Origin of the sequence: Halobacterium sp. MBLA0001, assembly GCF_049705385.1 — an archaeon.
Classification (GTDB): domain Archaea; phylum Halobacteriota; class Halobacteria; order Halobacteriales; family Halobacteriaceae; genus Halobacterium; species Halobacterium salinarum.
Map to the genome: position 1 here is coordinate 1,463,980 of NZ_JBNAMQ010000007.1, position 17,557 is coordinate 1,481,536.

The window sequence follows — 17,557 nt, forward strand, 5'->3', positions numbered from 1 at the left end:
TGGCTGTGCGGGCTACGCAGGGCCAATGCACGACCGGTCGTACACCCTCGACGACGTGACCGTCGCAATGGGGACGTACAACGAAGCCGCCGCCATCGACACTGTGCTCACTGACATCGCCGACGCCACCGACGACCGCGCACGCGTCGTCTGCGTCGACGGCTCCAGCGACCGTACCCCGGAGATCGCCCGCGAACACGGCGCCACCGTCATCGAACAGGAGCCCCAGGGGTACGGCGTCGCCGTCGCCGCCGCCCTCGACGCCGCGGACACGCCGGTCGTGATCACCACGGACTGCGACAACACCTACCCCATGGAGCGCATCCCGGCGTTCCTCGCGCGCATCAACGAGGGCTACGACGTGGTCAGCGGCGACCGCCTCTACTGGGGTGCCGACACGATGCCCGCGTTCAACCGCCTCGGGAACGCCGCGTTCGCCGCCATCACGTCGCTGCTCGTCGGCGAGCGCGTCCACGACACCACCACCGGAATGCGGGCCTACCGCGCGCCGGTCATCGACGCCATCGACTGGACGCAGAACACCGGCCTCTCGGCGGAGCTGTTGATCCGGCCGCTGTGCCGGAACTACGACGTCATCGAGGAACCCATCGGGTACGCCGACCGCCTCGGCGACACGAAACTCGACCCCCTGGAGGGCGGCGCGGAGATCCTCGGCTCGATCCTCAAAGTCTGCGCCGAGGAACGCCTCCCGTAGCCGCCGTCCGGCGGCCGGTTGCCACCGACACGTTGATCCACGCCCCCTCGGGGCCGCTGCCGGGGACGTACGTCGACGACGGCCCCCCACACACCTGGAGGTCAGTGCACAGCGACCGCGACGGCGTCACCGCCCGGTACTGCTGGCCGGCCGTCGACACCGGCAACTCGACTCGGTATCTGAACCCGGCACCGTACCCGCCATCGACGAGCACCGACATGGAGACCGTGGACCCGTTGACCGGCACCGAATCAGCGTCTGCCCCCGCCACCGGCCCGCTGAGCGTGACGCGCCCGTCGGTCACATGCATGTCGACTGTCGCCCGACTGCGGTTGTCCACGCCCGTCAGCGCGTAGTGGGCGCGCTCGCCGCCCGCGGTCACGGTCACAGTCGCGCCCGCCGTCCAGGACGGCACGCCGAACGACGCCGTCGCCGTGACCGCCTCACCCGTGACTAGCGACACCTCCCGCAGCACCGGCTCGACGGGGGTATCACCCTGGGGCGACCACGCCCCCCGATACGTGTACCGGTAGAGGTCGCGGTCCGGGTAGGCGGCCGCAACCGCTGGGGCCCGGTCCCCGGCGGCGTACACGGTCGGCCCGTCGAACCCGGGCGTGTTGCGGAGCGGTTGGAACGGATGGTTCAGCCAGTTCCCGTAGGGGTCCGGCACGAACACCACGGCGTTCTCCGGCGGCGACGGCTCGAAGGGCTGGTAGGCGGCCGCGTAGTTGGCGGTCACGTCGGTGTTCTCCGCGACCGGTGGGGCCGTCGCAGCCACGGCGCTTGCGCCGAGCACCGCGGCGGCAACGAGCACGACCGCGCCCGCCACAGCAGCGGCCGCCTCCGCATCGACGCGGGCCACCGCGGCATGGCGCGCGCGATCCACGACCGCCAGCACGCCCACGGCGGCGAACGCGCTCACCGGCACCAGCGCGTCGAAATGGTAGTACGGCCCCAGGGCGTGGATCAGCCCGTCCGTGTGATCGGGGAGGCTGCCGAGGATGTTGCGGTTCCCCCAGAACGCGAGGTTGCCGCCACACACGCTCACCGCGACGCCGCCGAGCACGGCGCGCCGCCACGTCCACGCCTCGCGGCGCGCCACGACGGCACCGCCGACCACCGCGAGCACGCTGCCGAGCGCGCCGAACGGCGCCCAGTTGCGGAGGAACGACCCGACCACCTCGGCGTTCGACCGCAGCGCAAGCGAGAGCGTGTACAACTGGTCGTAGCCGAGGATCTCACGGTGGCCGAACCCCAGCCCGTCCAGGGGGGCGAACGCCTCGTAGGGGAACACCAGCGGATCACCGGTCACGACGGCGTTGTAGCCCAGCGCCACGGCGACGCCGGCCGCCCCCAACCCTGCGGTGGCGGCGCGGCGCGCCAGGCAGTCGGGCCACGCCGGCGCGGCCGCCCACAGCGTCCAGCCCGCGTGTGCGATGAACGGCGCTGCGAACAGCACCGCCGTGTACGGCCGCGCGAAGAACGCCAGCCCGACAGCGACGCCGGCGACGCCCGCCCACACGGTGCTGTCGGTGCGTTCGGCGCGGAAGTACGCGAACGCGAACGCGAGGTTCAACAGCGTCGTCGGCGCGTACGGAAGGAACACCCCCGACTGCACGACGAACAGCGGTGACGCCAGCAGCGACACCGCGGCGACGGCCGCCGTGCGGTGGTCCCAGGCGTCTCGCACCACCCCGTAGAGGAGCGCGACGTTGCCCGCCGCCACCGCCGACAGCGCGTACTGGTAGTCACCGGCCAGCCGGCCGGCGGCGTAGATCGCCGCGGTCACGGGCGCGTACTTCGAATACAGCCCCCGCGGCGAGGAGACGAAAAACCACGGCCGGAACGCGTCGGCGACCGGCGGCTGCAGGAACAGTCGTCCGTCAAGCAACAGTGCGGCCTGCTGGAGGTAGACGGCTTCGTCGTGGTTCAACGACCGGTACGGAAACACGAGCGTGGCGGTGGCGAACGCCACCACCGCCGCGGCCGCCGCGAGCGCGGCCACCACGAGCGGGCGCGACCACACCGCGCGACGGAGCCGCACCATCACTCCGTGGGGTACCAGGCCAGGGCGTGGTCGCTGACCAGGGAGACGGCCACCGGCTCGCCGATCGCCATGTTGTCCGCGTGGTTGTGCAGACACCGCACCACGTCGCCGTTGTCCAGTTCCACGTGGTAGATGAACGACGGCCCGGTGTACTGCCGTTTCACGATCGTGCCGTTGCCGGCACCGGTGGCGTCGGCCACGGGCGCGGCGCGCAGGTCGTCGGGGCGCACGAGCACGTCAACCATCGCGCCCTGGTAGCCGTCGGTCAGCCCCGCCAGGAGCGCGCGGTCGTACGACCCCACGGCGGTGTCGACGGTGTCGCTGCCGACGCGCGCCGAGAGGAACGCCGCCTGCCCCAGGAAGGACGCGACGAACCGGGACTCGGGGTGCTCGAACACGGCCTCGGGATCACCGACTTGCTCGATGCAGCCGCCGTTGAGGACGGCGACGCGGTCGGAGATCGACAGCGCCTCCTCCTGGTCGTGGGTGACCGACACGGCGGTGACGCCGGCCTCCTTGAGGATGCGCCGCACCTCCTCGCGCATCTCCACGCGCAGCCGAACGTCGAGGTTCGAGAACGGCTCGTCGAGCAGGAGGATGTCCGGCTCGGGCGCGAGGCTGCGCGCGACGGCCACGCGTTGCTGTTGGCCGCCCGAGAGCTGGTCGACGGAGCGATCCCCCATCTCGGGCATGTCCACGAGCGCGAGCATCTCATCGACGCGGGCAGCGGTCGCGTCCTCGTCGCGGTCGGTCAGCCCGAACGCCACGTTCTCCGCCACGGAGAGATGCGGGAACAGCGCGAAATCCTGGAACACGATGCCGATCTCGCGGTCCTCGGCGGCGACGAACGTGTCCGGCCCGGCGACCCGCTGGGCGTCGAGTTCGATGGTGCCGCCGGTGGGCCGCTCCAGGCCCGCGAGCATCCGCAGCGTCGTGGTCTTCCCGCAGCCCGACGGCCCCAGCAGCGTGAGGAGCTCCCCCTCCCGAACGGACAGCGAGAGATCACGCACAGCGGTTTCGGCGCCGTACTCCTTTGTCACACCGTCGAGTTCGAGGACCGTGTCGGCGTCCGAGAACTCGGCGGTCGATCTGGACGTATCGTCGGCGTGGCGTCTGGAAGCTGATTCAGCCATTGTATCGTTCCTGTGCGAGGATCACAACCATCGACAGCGCTGAGACGCCCACGAGCACCAGCGCGGGCACCGCAGCAGCGCCGTACGACCCGGCTCCCCGAACCAGCCAGATGTACGACACCAGGGTTTCAAAACCTATCGGACGGAGCATCAGTGTCGCCGGCAGCTCCTTCATCGTGGTGAGGAACACGAGCGCCGCGCCCGCCGCAACGCCGGGCGCGATCAGCGGCAGCGTCACCGACCGGAACGCGTCCGTCGACGACCGGCCCAGCGTGCGCGCGGCCTCGGTGAGCTTCGGGTCCACCTGGAGGACCGAGGACCGAACGGATCCGACGGCCTGTGGGAGGAACCGCACCACGTACGCGAACACGAGCAGCGGCACCGTCTTGACCAGCGACTGCACGAACTCCGTGGACAGGAACACCAGCGACAGCGCGATCACGACCCCGGGGATGGCGTACCCAACGTACGTGAGCCGGTCGGAGACCATCGACAGCCGCGAGGACGACCGTGCGGCGTATCCGGCGACGGGCAACGCGAGCACCGTCGCCACCCCCGCCGCAGCCACCGCCACCTTCAGCGAGTTCCACGCGATCATCGGATCGAACTCGAAGATGGCGTCCCCGGCCCGCTGGAACCACCACGCAAGCACCCCCAGCGGGACGCCCAGCGACAGCACCGCGATGGCGGTGCAGAACGCCAACGCCGGCCACTTCCACACGCCGAGGGACACCCGGCCGGGCTGGCTGGCACCCCGAGAGACGTAGGCGGTGTCGCCGTCGCCGATGCGGGATTCGAGCGCGAGCACGACCGCCACCACGGCCAGCAACTGGATCGACAGCAGCGCCGGATACCCCTCGGGCACCCCCAGGCTGCCCTGGGCGACGAAGATCTGCTGGGTGTACACCTCGTAGCGCATGATCGACGGCGTGCCGAAATCCGAGAGCGCGTACAGCGCCGCCAGCAGCCCACCGGCCGCCACACCGGGCAGTATCTGTGGCACCGTGATGCGGCGGAACGCCTGCCACCGCGAGTGGTTCAACGTGCGCGCGGCCTCGACCAGTGTGCCGTCGAAGGACAGCAGCGCCGCCCGCGTTGTGAGGAACACGTAGGGATACGTGAACAGGATGAGCACGAGTGCGGCGCCGTGGAGCCCGTAGATCGAGGGGATGCGCTCGATGCCGATCACGCCGAGCGCGCCCGCGAGATCGCCCCGGGGGCCGAACGCCGAGACGAACGTGAACGCGCCGATGTAGCTGGGCACGACCAGCGGGAGCGCGGCGATGATCGTCCACGCGCGGCGGCCGGGCAGATCGGTCTGCACGGTCAACACGGCAAGCGGAACGCCCACGAGCACACAGCCCACCGTCACCAGGCCAACCAGCGAGAGGCTGTTCACCAGCACGTCAAGGCTGCTGGTGTCGGCGAAGACGTCGAGGAAGTGTCCCAGCCCGTAGTTCGACGCGCGCACGAGCAGGCCAGCCAGGGGCAGGGACACGAACGCTGCGACGGCTCCCGCAAGCACTGCGAGCGACAGCCCCGGTTCGTCGTCGTCGCCGCTGACGACAGCGCTCCGGATGCGGGCGAGTCGCTCGCGTGCAGCCATCGTTACGAGAGGATGCCGACGTCTTTGAGCAGTTTGACCGTGGGCTGGACGTCCGACAGCGACTGCAGGTCGATCTCCGGCGGCGAGAGCTCCGCGATGGACGGCAGCGGGCCGACCGGGTCGACGCCGTCGATCATGGGGAACGCGAACCCGCGGGTCGCCAGGAACTCCTGGGCTTCGGCGGACAGCAGGTGGCGGATGTACAACTCCGCGAGCTCGGGGTCGTCGGCGCCCTTGAGCACGCTCGCGCCGGCCGTGTTGACCAGCGAGCTGGCGTCGTTTTGCGTGAACGCGAGGTCCAGCGGGGCGTCCGGGCGGTCGGCGAACACGAGCATCGGGTAGTAGTGGTTCGTAAGCCCGGCACCCACTTCACCGTTGGTGATGCCTTCCGAGACGGCCTGGTACTCGTTTCTGTACCGGGTTGGGGTCTGGCCGCGCATGCTGGTGAGCCACTCGCGGGTTGCTTCGTCGCCGCGGAGCTGCCGCATGGCGGTGACGAACCCTTGGAACGCGCCGTAGGTGGGTGCCCAGCCGAGCGTGCCCTGGAACCGGTCGGCGGTCGTGAAGGCGTCGACGCTGTTGGGGATGTCAGATTCGCTGAACTGGTTGGTGTTGTACGGGACCGCCCGGGAGCGCCCCGCGAGACCAACCCAGTGTTCGGTGGTGAACTGCTCTGAGAGGACGGGGTCCCGGGTTCCGCTGGAGAGCGTTCGTGTCGCGCCGTTCGACGCGACGTACGCCAGCGAGCCGGCGTCAATGGACCAGAAGACGTCGGCCTGCATGGTGTCGTTCTCGTACTCGGTGACGATGTTGTTTGCGAGCTGTGAGGAGCGCTGGGTCTGCTGGGTGGCGCTGAAGTCGTCGTAGTACTGGTTGATGAGGTCGATAAGCGCGACGTAGCGCCCGCCCTCGCCGCCGCCCAGATAGATCGAGAGTTCGCCTTCGAGATCCGGGAGGTCAGCGATGGATTCGCCCCCGGGAGCGGGGCGGTCCTGGACGATCGCGCCCGAGCCCCGGAAGTCACCGATCCCCGGTCGGTCGTCGGTGCTGCTGTTGGAGCCGAGCATGCCGCTGCAGCCTGCAAGACCGCTGAGCGTCGCCGCACCAGTTGCTGCAAGGAACGTTCGACGGCGGAATCCGGATTCCTCGGACATACTCAAAATTAGGCTCGCCTAAACCGCTTATACCTACCGATTCAGTCCCGGAGGCTGTGATTGTGGGCCATCCACACGACCCGACGTGGTGGGCTGTCAGTCGCCGGCGGCCGCCGCGATCTCGCGGTCCGCCAGCGCGTCCAGGCAGGCCACCCAGTCCAGCAGATACTCCCCACACTCGTTGAGGAACGCCCCGTTGTTGTAGCTGTCGTACTCCCCGTCGGCGAGGCGGCGGCCCACCGCCTCGGCCACGCCGGCGTACGTCTCCGTGGCCGGATCAGCGGCCGCGACCTCCTCCCAGAAGTGCTCGTTCAGTTCGAGCCCCGCGACCTCGTTGGCGAGGTCGTCGAACGTCGAGCGCGGTGCCTTGTTGTGCTCGCACAGCGGCGCACCGTTGTAGATGTCACCCCCGACGACGTCGGCGGCGCGTTTCAACACCACCCCGCTCCAGATGTCGTCGAAGCGCCCGACGTCCCAGGCGTTGTCGTCCATCGGGAACTGGTAGAACGCCGGAATGACCTCCCGGCGGAACGCCAGGTTCATCGAACACACCGTGAGGTAGTCGCCCTCGGCGGCGACGAAGTCGCGGTCGAAATCCGCCGTTTCGGTACGGGTCTGTGCCTGCCCGCGGAGATCGCCGTCCATCAGGATCCGCACGGCGTCGAGGTCGGGCACGTTCGTCCACAGCCCCTGTGAGGCGACGACGTGGTCGGTCTCGGCCTGTCCGGTGGTCGTCGTTTCGTCCATCGCGGCGTACGGATACCCCCGTGGGTAGAGCGCCGAGTCGGACTGGTAGAGGACGTTCACCCAGCGCTCGTCCGAGGACACCGACTCGACGGGCCCCTCGTGGTGGAGGTTCTCCAGGTGGCGGCCGAAGAAGTCCCACTCGTCGTGTGGCAGCGTGTCGTCGTCGATGAACACGCCGTACTCGAAGTCGTGGGCCCACATGTACAGCAGTCCGAACGACGTTTGTGCGTGGCTGGCGGCGGGCACGAGGTGGTCGTACTCGCCGATGTCGTGGTCGTCGTACCACTGCTCGCGCGCGGCCCCATCGAAGACGGCACCCGCGACATCCTCCGCGGCGAGTAGGTCGCGCATGCTGTCGGTGTCACAGAAATCCTCGGTGACGAGCACGACGAACAGCCGATCGAGGTCGAAGCCGTGCTGGCGGGCGTTCTCGAAGTACGACCGCATGCACTCGTACTCCCGGATCGTTGGCACGATCACACAGATGTCCTGGGTCATCTATTGGCAGCCACTATTTAGGCTGGCCTAAAGTGTGTGTCGGTGTCTCGGCGCCCCTCCCGGGGGATTACGTCACACCGGCGACAGACTGCTGGAGGCGGATCGTCGGCGGCACCACGAACCCGGCGAGCAACACCACGAAGACGTACCGGGCGCTGTCGGCGGCCACTCCCGGCAGCCCCAACGCCAACACGTCGACCACCGCAACCCCCGTTGCCGCCACCAACACGAACACCAGATGCCGGCGCAGCGTGTCCACCGCCGTGCCGTGTGCCAGCCCCTCCAGTCGCTCGCTGAACACCACCCCGTAGGCGGCGAACGCGATGGCCACGCACCCACGCAGGATGCCCGTTGTCGCGCCACCGCCGACGAACACCACGGCCACCCACTCCACCGCGATCACAACCACGAACCCGAACTCGATGGCCCGCAGCGTCGGCAGCGACACCGCCCGCTCCCCGGGTCCCGGAGCCAGCGCGCTCGCGTAATACACCTCCCGCAGCGAAAACGACACGAACACGATCCCGAACAGCAACGCCAGATCGCGGCACGCCACCACGATCCGGCCGCCGACCCCGACCACCTCGGCCACCCCGCAGCCGCCGAACAGGGCCAGTGCGATCCCGACGTAGGTCAGATACCCCCAGAAATCGCGGTGCGCTTCGAGGCGATCAAGGGCGTAGTTCCGGGCCGCGTAGTAGGTGAACGCCACGCCCGCGACCACAACCAACCCGTTCCCCGTGAACGCCACCGCGTCCAGGACGCGACCGGGCGCGGCGGCCGTCATGCCGGCCACGCCCCGGGGAGGTCGGCCACGCACTCGTCGAAGGCCGCCTGGAAATCGAGCACCGTCTCGAAGCGCGCCTGCTTGCTGGTCGCCAGCGACCGCTCGAAGAGGCTGTCGACGCGCTCGGGCAGCGCCGGGTTCTGCTGGGCGGCCGGCACCACCCCGTCGCCGCCGCGCGGCGAGACACCGGTCACCAGGAAGTACGCCAGCGCCCCCAGTCCGAAGACGTCCGTGGACTGATCGAAGCGCCCGTACGACGCCGGGTCGTGGTGTTCGGGGGCCGCGAACCCCGCAGGGATCGGGGGGCTGTGGTGGCCGCTCGCTGCGTGCGCGAACCCCCAGTCGGCCACCACGGGGGCGTCCCACGCGCCGACCGACGTCTCCACGAACCGCACCGCACCCGGATGCAGGCCGCCGTGAACGACGCCCCGAGCGTGCGCGTAGCTCACCGCCCGCGTCACCCGGTCGACCACCCACTGTGCCTCGCTCAGCGTCGCCGGCGGCCCCCGGCGGGCCAGCGTCTCCGCGCCGTCGTATCGCGTGGCGATCCACGTGTCCCCGGTCCCCAGCACGCGCTCGATGTGGGGGTATTCGTCGACGGCGGCCCACCGCTTGAGCGCGCGCTGGAACGCCTCCACCACCCGGCTGTCGGTCCCGTTCGCCGTGGCTGCGTTGAGCCGGCGCAGCGTCACCAGCCCGTGCTCCAGGGTGTCGTCGGTGATGGTCGCCCGGAAGTCGGTCGTCAACACGGTCTCCCGCAGCTCCAGGCCGGGCGTGAGATCCGCCTGTGAGACCCCCACCGAAGGGGCATCCGGGACCTCTGCAGGCGGGTGACCGGGGGCCGCACTCTCGTCACCGCGGTCGGCGGCATCAACGGCCACCGGAGCATCCGCCCCGAACGACACCGATACCGGATCCGGCGGCCCGTCCTCGCTGTCGTCGGTGGTCACCACCGTGAGGTCGTCGGGCAGCAACGCCGCGTACTCGGCGGTGGTGCGAACGAGCATCGGATAGCCGGCGTCCTCGGCGCGCGCCGCGATCTCCGCCGCCACCTCCGCGACGGCGTCCTCGGCGTACCGCGCCAACAACGGGTCGGCATCGTGGGTCAGCGACGCGAGCGTCGACAACCCCGCGGTCGCGCGCTCGGGGTAGCGCTTGGTCACGCCGGCGACCGCCACCGCGCCGTTCTGGCGCACCAGCTCGTCGTCGGCGTCCGTGAGCGCCACGAGCTCCGAGAACTTCATCGAGAGGGCGTCGGGCTGGCGCTCGGCGAGCTCCGCGATCACCCAGGTCACCCCGCGTCGAACCCACACGTCCTCGTCGTCGGCGCGCGCCACGATCGCTTCGAGATGGGCGCGAACCGCCGTCGGCTCCGTTCCGGCCGCCTCAACCAGCCGCCAGGCGGCCCCCGAGCGCTCGTCGGCGTCCGCGCTGTGCAATCGCTCGGCGAGCTCGGCAACGTCGTCGGTGTCGACTGCCCCCCGGTGGTGTGCGACCGCACCCGGATCGACGTCGTGGCGCTGTGGCGACATCGGCTCTGTCGACCGTACCCTCGTGTGCATTGCACGTCAACGTTTGGCTTTCAGCCGGTGTCGCCGATCCCTGCTGGTAGGCGAATTGTTTTCTCGCGGAGCGCCCGAGCACTGGCATGGACCTCTCCGTTGTCGACTTGTCTCCGGTCCCGGACGGCGGCACTGCCGCCGACGCCTACGCCAACACCGTCGCGGCGGCCCAACAGGCCGACGATCTCGGCTACAAACGCTTCTGGGTCGCCGAACACCACGGCATGGAGACGCTTGCCGGCACCACCCCGGAAGTCCTGCTGGGGCACCTAGCCGCCGAAACCGACCGAATCCGCCTGGGATCGGGGGCGGTGCTGGTGAACCACTACAGCCCGCTGAAGGTGGCCGAACAGTTCGGCGCGCTCGACGGGCTCGCACCCGGCCGCGTCGACGCCGGCCTGGGACGGGCCAACGGCTCGCCCGCGGTCGACCGCGCGCTCGAAACCGACCGCCACTCCTCGGATCCGGACGGCGACCACACGGACGCAGTCAAAGCGGTCCTCGGCCACCTCCACGACGACTTCCCCGAGGACCACGCGTACAGCGGGATCGCGGTCCCCGGTGGCGACGACGAGCCGCCACAGCCGTGGCTCCTGGGATCCAGTCCGTCCAGTGCTGCCATCGCCGGCGAACTCGGGCTGCGGTACTGTTTCGCGGCGTTCATCCGCCCACAGTTCGCGACCCGCGCGTTCGACGTCTACCGGGAGTCGTTCACCGCGTCCACGCTGCCCGGTGGCGTCGACGAACCAACCGGCATGGTCGCGGTGAACGCCGTCTGTGCGGACACCGATGCGGCCGCGGCGCGACGGCGGGCGTCCGCCGAGGCGTCCTACCAGCGCATGAAACGCGGCACGGTCGGCACCACCCCGGGCGTCGAGGAAGCCATCGACGAACTCGGGGGCGTGCCCGATCCCACCCCCGAGACGCTTCCCGAAGGGGACTGGCCGCGCGCGATTTCGGGCAGCCCGGAGACGCTGGCTGGGCTGTTCGAACAGCTGGCGGACCGCGTCGGCGTCGAGGAGGTCATGGTCCAGCAGATCGTCCCGGACCACGACGCGGCGCTGCGCTCCCACGAGCTGCTTGCCGACGCCGTCGGACTCTGACCACCCGGGTTCGGGCGGACCGACGACCGCGGGCGTCGGTGCAAAAGTAAATAGTCGGGGTGGCCGACAGTCAACCCATGGACCGCGTAGCAATCATCGGCGCGTCGATGACCGCGTTCGGCGACCGGGACGCGTGGCTGCTGGCGCTCCTCGCGGAGGCCGGCGACGCCGCGCTCACCGACGCCGGCGTGGACGGCGACGACGTCGACCACCTCTACGTCTCGAACATGGCGAGCGGCGAGTTCGAGGGACAGACCGGTGTGCCGAACGCGCTGGCCCACGATCTCGCCGCGATGCCGGCGTACACGGCTCGCATCGACCAGACCAGTTCCTCCGGCGGTGCCGGCATCTACGCCGCCTGGCAGTCCGTGGCGTCGGGCGCGAGCGACCTGACGCTGCTGGTCGGCGGCGAGAAGATGACCCACCGAACGACCGGCGAGGCCACGGACGTCATCGCGAGTCTTACCCACCCCGTGGAGTACAAGCACGGCGTCACGCTCCCGAGCTTCGCGGGGCTGACCGCCCGGAAATACCTCGCCCAGTACGACGCGCCACGCGAGAGCCTCGGCAAAGTCGCGGTCAAGAACCACCGCAACGGCCTCGACAACCCCCACGCGCAGTTCCGCAAGGAAGTCGACTTAGAGACGGTCCTGGACTCCCCCATGGTCGCGGACCCGCTGCGGCTGTACGACTTCTGCCCCATCACGGACGGCAGCGCCGCGCTGGTGCTGTGCCCGGAATCCGTCGCCGCGGAGTACACCGACGACTACGTCGTGATCTCGGGGGTTGCGGGTGCGACCGACACCCACGTCGTCCACGAGCGCGACGACCCCACGACGATGCGCGGGGTCGTCGAGTCCGCGGAGCAGGCCTACGAGATAGCGGGTCGTGGCCCCGCCGACATCGACGTGGCCGAACTCCACGACATGTTCACCATCCTGGAGTTCCTGCAGAGCGAGGATCTCGGGTTCTTCGAGAAGGGCGCGGGCTGGAAAGCCGTCCGGGACGGCGTCACCGACCGCGACGGCGACCTCCCGATCAACACCTCGGGCGGCCTCAAGTCGAAGGGCCACCCGCTGGGCGCCAGCGGCGTCGCACAGGCGTACGAACTCTACCAGCAGTTGCTCGGAACCGCGGGCGACCGGCAGGTCGACGCCGAGGTCGGCCTGGCGTGCAACGTCGGCGGGTTCGGCAACTGCGTGACCACCACCATCCTCGAACAGCCATGAGCGACGACCACGACAGCACCGAGCCAGGCCTCGACGCGCACCGCTGCGAGAACGGCCACCTGAGCTACCCCGGACACGCGCGGTGTCCGGACTGTGGTGCCCCACAGACCGAGACCGTCGATCTCGCCGAGCGCACCGGCGAGGTCGTGACGTGGACCACGTCGACGGCGACGCCGCCGGGCGTGCGCGAGCCGAACCACCTCGCCATCGTCGAGTTCGAGGTGGACGGCGAGGCGGTGCGCGCGCTCGGCCAGCTCACGACGGCCGACGGCATCGAAATCGGGGCCGCGGTCGACCCCGTCTACTGCGCTGAACTCCGGGCGCCCGGCGCGGGCATCCGCGAGCCCGAGAGCCAGCGCTGGGACGGCTACCGCTTCGAGCCGGCGTGACGTCCCCGGGCGCGTATCACTGGAACCCGCGGCGGTACTGCGGGGGCACGTCGGCGGCGTCCTCGCGGCCGAGTTCGCGGGCGGCGTGCAGGGGGAAGTACGGATCGCGGAGGAACTCCCGACCCACGATCGCGAGGTCGGCGCGGTCGTTGCGCACGATGGCGTCGGCCTGCTCGGCGCTCTGGATGCCGCCCACGGTGCCGACGGCGACGTCGCGCTCGGTGTCGGCGTTGATGCGCTCGGCGAACTGCAGCTGGTAGTTGGGCCCGCCGGACTGGATGTCCTGGTCGGGGTGGATGCCGGCGGTGGAGACGTCGATCAGGTCCGCGCCCAGCGCGTGCAGGTCGTCAGCGAGCTGGACGGACTCCTCGACGGTCCAGGAGTCGCGGTCGTCGATCCAGTCGGTCGCGGAGATGCGCACGAACACGGGCTTGTCGTCGGGCCACTCCTCGCGGACCGCCGACGTGACTTCGCGGGCCAGCCGCGTGCGGTTCTCGAAGCTGCCGCCGTACTCGTCGTCGCGGTGGTTCGACACCGGCGACAGGAACTGGTGGATGAGGTAGCCGTGGGCGGCGTGGATCTCCGCGACCTCGAAGCCGGCCTCGTTGGCGCGCCGCGCGGCGTCGCGGAACGCCTCCACGACGTCTTCTATGTCCGCCGTGGAGAGCTTCCGGGTGTCGCGCTCGTCGTCCTCGTAGGGGTAGGGATCGGCGCTCGGTGCGACCGGGTCCCAGCCACCCTCGTCGAGCGGGACGGGGCCGCTGTCGTCGCCCCAGATGCGCGCGGTACCGGCCTTTCGGCCGGCGTGGGCGAGCTGGATGGCGGGCGTCGCGCCCTGGTCGCTGATGAACTCGGCGACGGGTGCCAGCGCCTCGCCGTGCTCGTCGCTCCAGATGCCGAGGTCCTCGGGGGAGATGCGGCCGCGCTCCTCGACGGCGGTGGCTTCGGTCATCACGACGCCGGCGCCGCCGACCGCCCGCGACCCCAGGTGGACGCGGTGCCAGTCGGTCGCGAGGCCGTCGCGGTCCTCACAGGAGTACTGGCACATCGGCGACATGGCGAACCGGTTGCGGATCGTCGTGTCTCGGAGCTCCAGTGGCGAAAAGCTGTCTGCCATACACCACGGTACCCGCCCGTGGCGTTTAGCGGTGGTGAAGCACTCGGTGCTTGCCGCCTTCCGCCGGTTCGCGGCGGAAATTGCTGGTTGCGGTGTGGCGGTCACACACCGCGACGCGGCCGGCTGTTAGGCGTCCGACTCGTGGTCTTCGTCGGCGACCTGTACCTCGGCCTCGACCTCGATGTCGAGTCCCGGCGCGGTCAGCGCCGCCTCGAAGGTCTCCTCGTCGCCGGCTTCGACCTCCAGTTCGGCGGAGTCAACGTCGACTTCGACCTCCGCATCCACGTACGTGTCTGGCATACACACGGGAACGGACCCAGCAACTGTAAGCGGCGTGGTTACTGCGCCGACACGTTACATCGACTCGCGGTGCAGGACTTCGTCGACGCTGCGCCGCGGGAGGCGGTCGGGTTCCTCGCCGCCGCTGGGACCCACCGCGATCAGCACCACGGGCACCGTGTCGGCGGGCAGCCCGGCGAACTCGGCGGCGGCCTCGAAGTCGAACCCGGACATCGGCGTGGCGGTGAGTCCGCGGGCGTGCGCCGACAGCAGGAGGTTCTGGGCGGCGAGGCTGGCGTTCCGGACGGCGTAGTCGCGGCCGGCCTGGTCGCTCTCGTAGCTGGCGACCGTCTGGGACTTGAGCTCGGCGCCGGTGTCGGCGTCGAAGCGCCCGGCGTCGACCCACTCCTCGAAGACGCGGTCGGCGGTCTTCGGATCGGTGTGGCCGGCGACCAGGATCGCCGTGCCGGCGTCCACGATGTGCTGTTGGTCGTAGGCGATCTCGGCGAGCTCGGCGAGGCGGTCGTCGTCCTGAACGGCGACGAACTCCCAGGGCTGGAGGTTGTACGACGACGGCGCGAGCGTCGCGTCCCGGATGAGCTCGGTGAGCGTGTCGTCGTCGATGTCGGCGTCCGGGTCGAAGTTGTGTCCGGAGCGCCGCGTTCGGAGGCCATCGATGAGCGCGTCAGCGTCGGTTGTGCGGTCGGCGTCAGCCATTACCACCCGGTACGGGGCCAGCACTTAGTTACGTGGCGGCGACGGAGAGTCCCGCCGGTTGGCGTGTGTCGTCGTGAAACGGCGGATACCTGGTGGGTGGGCCGTCGGCAGGTGACGCGTGTCTCACCCGGCGAGCGGGTCAGGCCTCACCCGGGAGAACGGGAATGAACGCGCGCTGTTCGGCGAGCACGTCGGGGTCGAGAGTGGCGGTGAGCGTCCGCTGGCCGCGGTTCAGCGCCTGACAGACCACGCCGTCGGGCCGGACCACCGCCGACCGGCCGGCGTACTCGACGACGGGCGCGTCGGGGATCGTGCGCCGGCCGGTGCGCCCGCAGCCGACGACCCACCGGACGCCGTCGAGGGCGCGGGCGCGAAGCAGCAGCCGCCAGTTCTCGCTGTAGGTGCCCGGCCACGCCCCCACGACGAACAGCGCGTCGACGCGCTCCCGGGTGAACGCCGCGCTGACGGCCACGAAGTTCAGGTCGTAACACGTGACCAGGCCCGTGCGGCCGACGGGCGTGTCAACGATCACGGGCTCGGTGCCCGGCGTGAGGGCGTCCTGCTCGCCCGCCCAGAGGTGGCGCTTGCGGTAGTGCGTGCGCTCCCCACTGGGGGTGACGTAGACGACCGTGTTGTGGTAGGTGTCGCTGTCGGGTGCGTCCTCGATGTATCCCGCGAGGACCGCCACGTCGTGCTCGGCGGCGGCGGCCGCAAGCCGGTCGAGGATGGCCCCCTCTCGGTCGAGGGCGGCGGCGTAGACGCGGTCGTCGGCGACGAAGCCGGTGAGCGCGTACTCGGGGAACACTGCCACGTCGACGCCGCCGGAGTCGAGCGCGGCGAGTCGCTCGCCGATGGTTGCGAGGTTCGCGGCCGGATCGAGGTCCGCGACGGCGATCTGGCAGGCGGCGACTGTGGGGGCTGACATCCCCGGAGCGACGGCCGCCCGCCACATCAACGCTGTGGAGAATCTTTCTTCGGTATTGAGTAAACTCTTTACCCGTCGGCGGACAAGGGTGTGGTATGGAACAAAACGCGATTCAGCGGCGCGAACGCCCGTTCGTCGCCGGCGAGTGGGTCTCCGACGGTGAGCCACTGCCCGTCTCGGACCTCGCGGACGGCGGCACGTTCGCGTCGGTCGCCGCCGCGGACACCAGCGACGCGGAGCGCGCCCTCAGCGCGGCCACTGGCGTGCACGCGGACCTGCGGGAGACCACCGTTCCCGAGCGCGTCGAGTGGTTGGAGTCGATCGCCGACGGCATCCGGCGCCGCGAAGACGAGCTCGCGGAGGTCATCGTCCGGGAAGCCGGGAAGCCGATCTCCAGCGCGCGCGGCGAGGTCCAGAGCGCCGCCGAGCGCTTCGACCGCGCTGTGGGCGAGCTCCGCCACCTCACCGGGGAGTACCGCACCGGCACGACCGCCGGCCACGAGGACTGGCAGGCCATCGTGAAACACGAACCAATGGGGACCGTGCTGTGCATCACACCGTACAACTACCCCCTCTCCACGATGGCGCTGCAGGTCGCCCCGGCGATCGCCGCCGGCAACGCCGTCATCGTGAAGCCAGCCAGCAAAACTCCGATCAGCGGCGCGATCCTCGCGGACATCGCGGCCGACGCCGGCCTCCCCGACGGCGCGTACAACTTCGTCCCCGGCGAGTCGAGTGTCATCGGTGACCCGCTGGCCTCGGACGCCCGCGTCGACGCCATCGCGATGACCGGCTCCTCGGGGGCCGGCGAACACGTCGCGCGCCAATCCGGGATCACCCGCCTTCACATGGAACTGGGCGGGAACGCGCCCGCAATCGTCTTCGAGGACGCTGACCTCGATGCGGCCGCCGACGCCGCCACCGCCGGGTCGCTCAAATACGCCGGCCAGCGGTGCTCGGCTGTCTCCCGGGTGCTCGCCCACGAATCCGTCCACGACGAGCTGGTGTCGCGCATCGACGACGCGATGGCCGAGTGGTCGATCGGCGACCTCTTCGATACGGACACCACCCTCGGGCCGCTCGTCAGCGCCGACCAGGCCGACTGGGTGGCCGAACTCGTCGACGACGCCGTCGACCGCGGCGCGACAGTCGTCCGTGGCGGCGAACGGCACGTCGAGGACGGCGTCCACTACTACGAGCCGACGCTGCTGGCCGACGTTCCCCGTGACGCGCGCATCGTCGACGAGGAGCAGTTCGGACCGGTGTGCGCGGTCACCACGGTCACCGACGAGGACGACGCCGTTCGGACCGCCAACGGGTCGGAGTTGGCGCTCGACGCCGCCGTGTTCACGGCCGACCACGACCGCGCGATGCGCGTCGCCGAGCGCGTGAACGCGGGTGCGGTCCGCATCAACGGCGCGCCGAGCCACGGCCTCGGCGACGTGCCCTTCGGCGGGAACGACGCCTCCGGCATCGGCCGCGAGGGGCTGGACTCCACCATCCACGAGTTCGTGCGCGAGAAGTCCATCATCCTCTGAGCCGCCGCCCG

General features: G+C 70.3%; 16 protein-coding genes. 5 read left to right on the forward strand and 11 right to left on the reverse strand.

Features of this window, described 5'->3' with window-relative positions; all coding sequences use genetic code 11:
* Window positions 1-25 precede the first annotated feature (25 nt).
* Window positions 26-715 (forward strand): dolichyl-phosphate hexose transferase, encoded by a 690-nt coding sequence (locus ACOZ32_RS08815; protein WP_010902647.1) that lies wholly within the window; start codon window positions 26-28, stop codon window positions 713-715.
* Here the strand turns inward: ACOZ32_RS08815 and ACOZ32_RS08820 are convergent.
* The 7 genes from ACOZ32_RS08820 to ACOZ32_RS08850 all read right to left on the reverse strand — a co-directional run bounded on the left by ACOZ32_RS08820 (window position 684) and on the right by ACOZ32_RS08850 (window position 10,219).
* A complete protein-coding gene (locus tag ACOZ32_RS08820; protein ID WP_424335146.1) occupies window positions 684-2,762 on the reverse strand; it encodes an ArnT family glycosyltransferase in 2,079 nt (692 codons plus the stop codon). The two genes, ACOZ32_RS08815 and ACOZ32_RS08820, sit on opposite strands and share 32 nt — an antisense overlap.
* Window positions 2,762-3,895, reverse strand: a complete 1,134-nt coding sequence (locus ACOZ32_RS08825) for an ABC transporter ATP-binding protein (RefSeq protein WP_424335147.1) — start codon at window positions 3,893-3,895, stop codon at window positions 2,762-2,764. Before ACOZ32_RS08825 ends, ACOZ32_RS08820 begins: the two co-directional genes overlap by 1 nt.
* A complete protein-coding gene (locus ACOZ32_RS08830; protein WP_010902650.1) occupies window positions 3,888-5,501 on the reverse strand; it encodes an ABC transporter permease in 1,614 nt (537 codons plus the stop codon). Before ACOZ32_RS08830 ends, ACOZ32_RS08825 begins: the two co-directional genes overlap by 8 nt.
* A gap of 2 nt (window positions 5,502-5,503) precedes the next feature.
* Complete coding sequence (locus tag ACOZ32_RS08835) at window positions 5,504-6,655, reverse strand: iron ABC transporter substrate-binding protein (protein ID WP_205251680.1); 1,152 nt, start codon at window positions 6,653-6,655, stop codon at window positions 5,504-5,506.
* A gap of 96 nt (window positions 6,656-6,751) precedes the next feature.
* Window positions 6,752-7,900 carry a hypothetical protein gene (locus ACOZ32_RS08840; RefSeq protein ID WP_012289248.1) on the reverse strand — a complete coding sequence of 383 codons (1,149 nt, stop codon included), beginning with the start codon at window positions 7,898-7,900 and terminating at the stop codon, window positions 6,752-6,754.
* Between the two features lie 67 nt (window positions 7,901-7,967).
* Window positions 7,968-8,687, reverse strand: a complete 720-nt coding sequence (locus tag ACOZ32_RS08845; RefSeq protein WP_010902654.1) for a hypothetical protein — start codon at window positions 8,685-8,687, stop codon at window positions 7,968-7,970.
* Complete coding sequence (locus tag ACOZ32_RS08850) at window positions 8,684-10,219, reverse strand: protein kinase (RefSeq protein WP_229373415.1); 1,536 nt, start codon at window positions 10,217-10,219, stop codon at window positions 8,684-8,686. Before ACOZ32_RS08850 ends, ACOZ32_RS08845 begins: the two co-directional genes overlap by 4 nt.
* Before the next feature lie 116 nt (window positions 10,220-10,335).
* Between ACOZ32_RS08850 and ACOZ32_RS08855 the strand changes: the two genes are divergently transcribed.
* From ACOZ32_RS08855 to ACOZ32_RS08865, 3 genes are all read left to right on the forward strand, one after another.
* Window positions 10,336-11,352, forward strand: coding sequence for an LLM class flavin-dependent oxidoreductase (locus ACOZ32_RS08855; RefSeq protein WP_136361278.1), 1,017 nt, complete (start codon window positions 10,336-10,338; stop codon window positions 11,350-11,352).
* A gap of 77 nt (window positions 11,353-11,429) precedes the next feature.
* On the forward strand, window positions 11,430-12,581 hold the full coding sequence (locus ACOZ32_RS08860) for a thiolase C-terminal domain-containing protein (RefSeq protein WP_205251681.1): 1,152 nt from the start codon (window positions 11,430-11,432) through the stop codon (window positions 12,579-12,581).
* The gene (locus ACOZ32_RS08865; protein ID WP_136361279.1) at window positions 12,578-12,970 is read left to right on the forward strand and encodes a Zn-ribbon domain-containing OB-fold protein; all 393 of its coding nucleotides are present in this window, start codon (window positions 12,578-12,580) and stop codon (window positions 12,968-12,970) included. The genes ACOZ32_RS08860 and ACOZ32_RS08865 overlap by 4 nt, the downstream gene beginning before the upstream one ends.
* 16 nt (window positions 12,971-12,986) lie before the next feature.
* Here ACOZ32_RS08865 and ACOZ32_RS08870 read toward each other — a convergent pair whose 3' ends face one another.
* The 4 genes from ACOZ32_RS08870 to ACOZ32_RS08885 all read right to left on the reverse strand — a co-directional run bounded on the left by ACOZ32_RS08870 (window position 12,987) and on the right by ACOZ32_RS08885 (window position 16,008).
* Window positions 12,987-14,087: an NADH:flavin oxidoreductase/NADH oxidase gene (locus ACOZ32_RS08870; protein WP_010902659.1), complete on the reverse strand. Its 1,101-nt coding sequence runs from the start codon at window positions 14,085-14,087 to the stop codon at window positions 12,987-12,989.
* 126 nt (window positions 14,088-14,213) lie between these two features.
* Entirely contained in the window at window positions 14,214-14,387 is a 174-nt protein-coding gene (locus tag ACOZ32_RS08875) for a hypothetical protein (protein WP_285271351.1), read from the reverse strand.
* A 54-nt stretch (window positions 14,388-14,441) separates the two neighbouring features.
* Window positions 14,442-15,083, reverse strand: a complete 642-nt coding sequence (locus tag ACOZ32_RS08880) for a nitroreductase family protein (RefSeq protein ID WP_136361284.1) — start codon at window positions 15,081-15,083, stop codon at window positions 14,442-14,444.
* Between the two features lie 139 nt (window positions 15,084-15,222).
* Window positions 15,223-16,008 carry a carbon-nitrogen hydrolase family protein gene (locus ACOZ32_RS08885; RefSeq protein ID WP_424335148.1) on the reverse strand — a complete coding sequence of 262 codons (786 nt, stop codon included), beginning with the start codon at window positions 16,006-16,008 and terminating at the stop codon, window positions 15,223-15,225.
* A gap of 95 nt (window positions 16,009-16,103) precedes the next feature.
* On the opposite strand from ACOZ32_RS08885, the gene ACOZ32_RS08890 reads away from it, so the two are divergent.
* Complete coding sequence (locus ACOZ32_RS08890; protein WP_010902663.1) at window positions 16,104-17,546, forward strand: aldehyde dehydrogenase family protein; 1,443 nt, start codon at window positions 16,104-16,106, stop codon at window positions 17,544-17,546.
* Window positions 17,547-17,557: the final 11 nt, after the last annotated feature.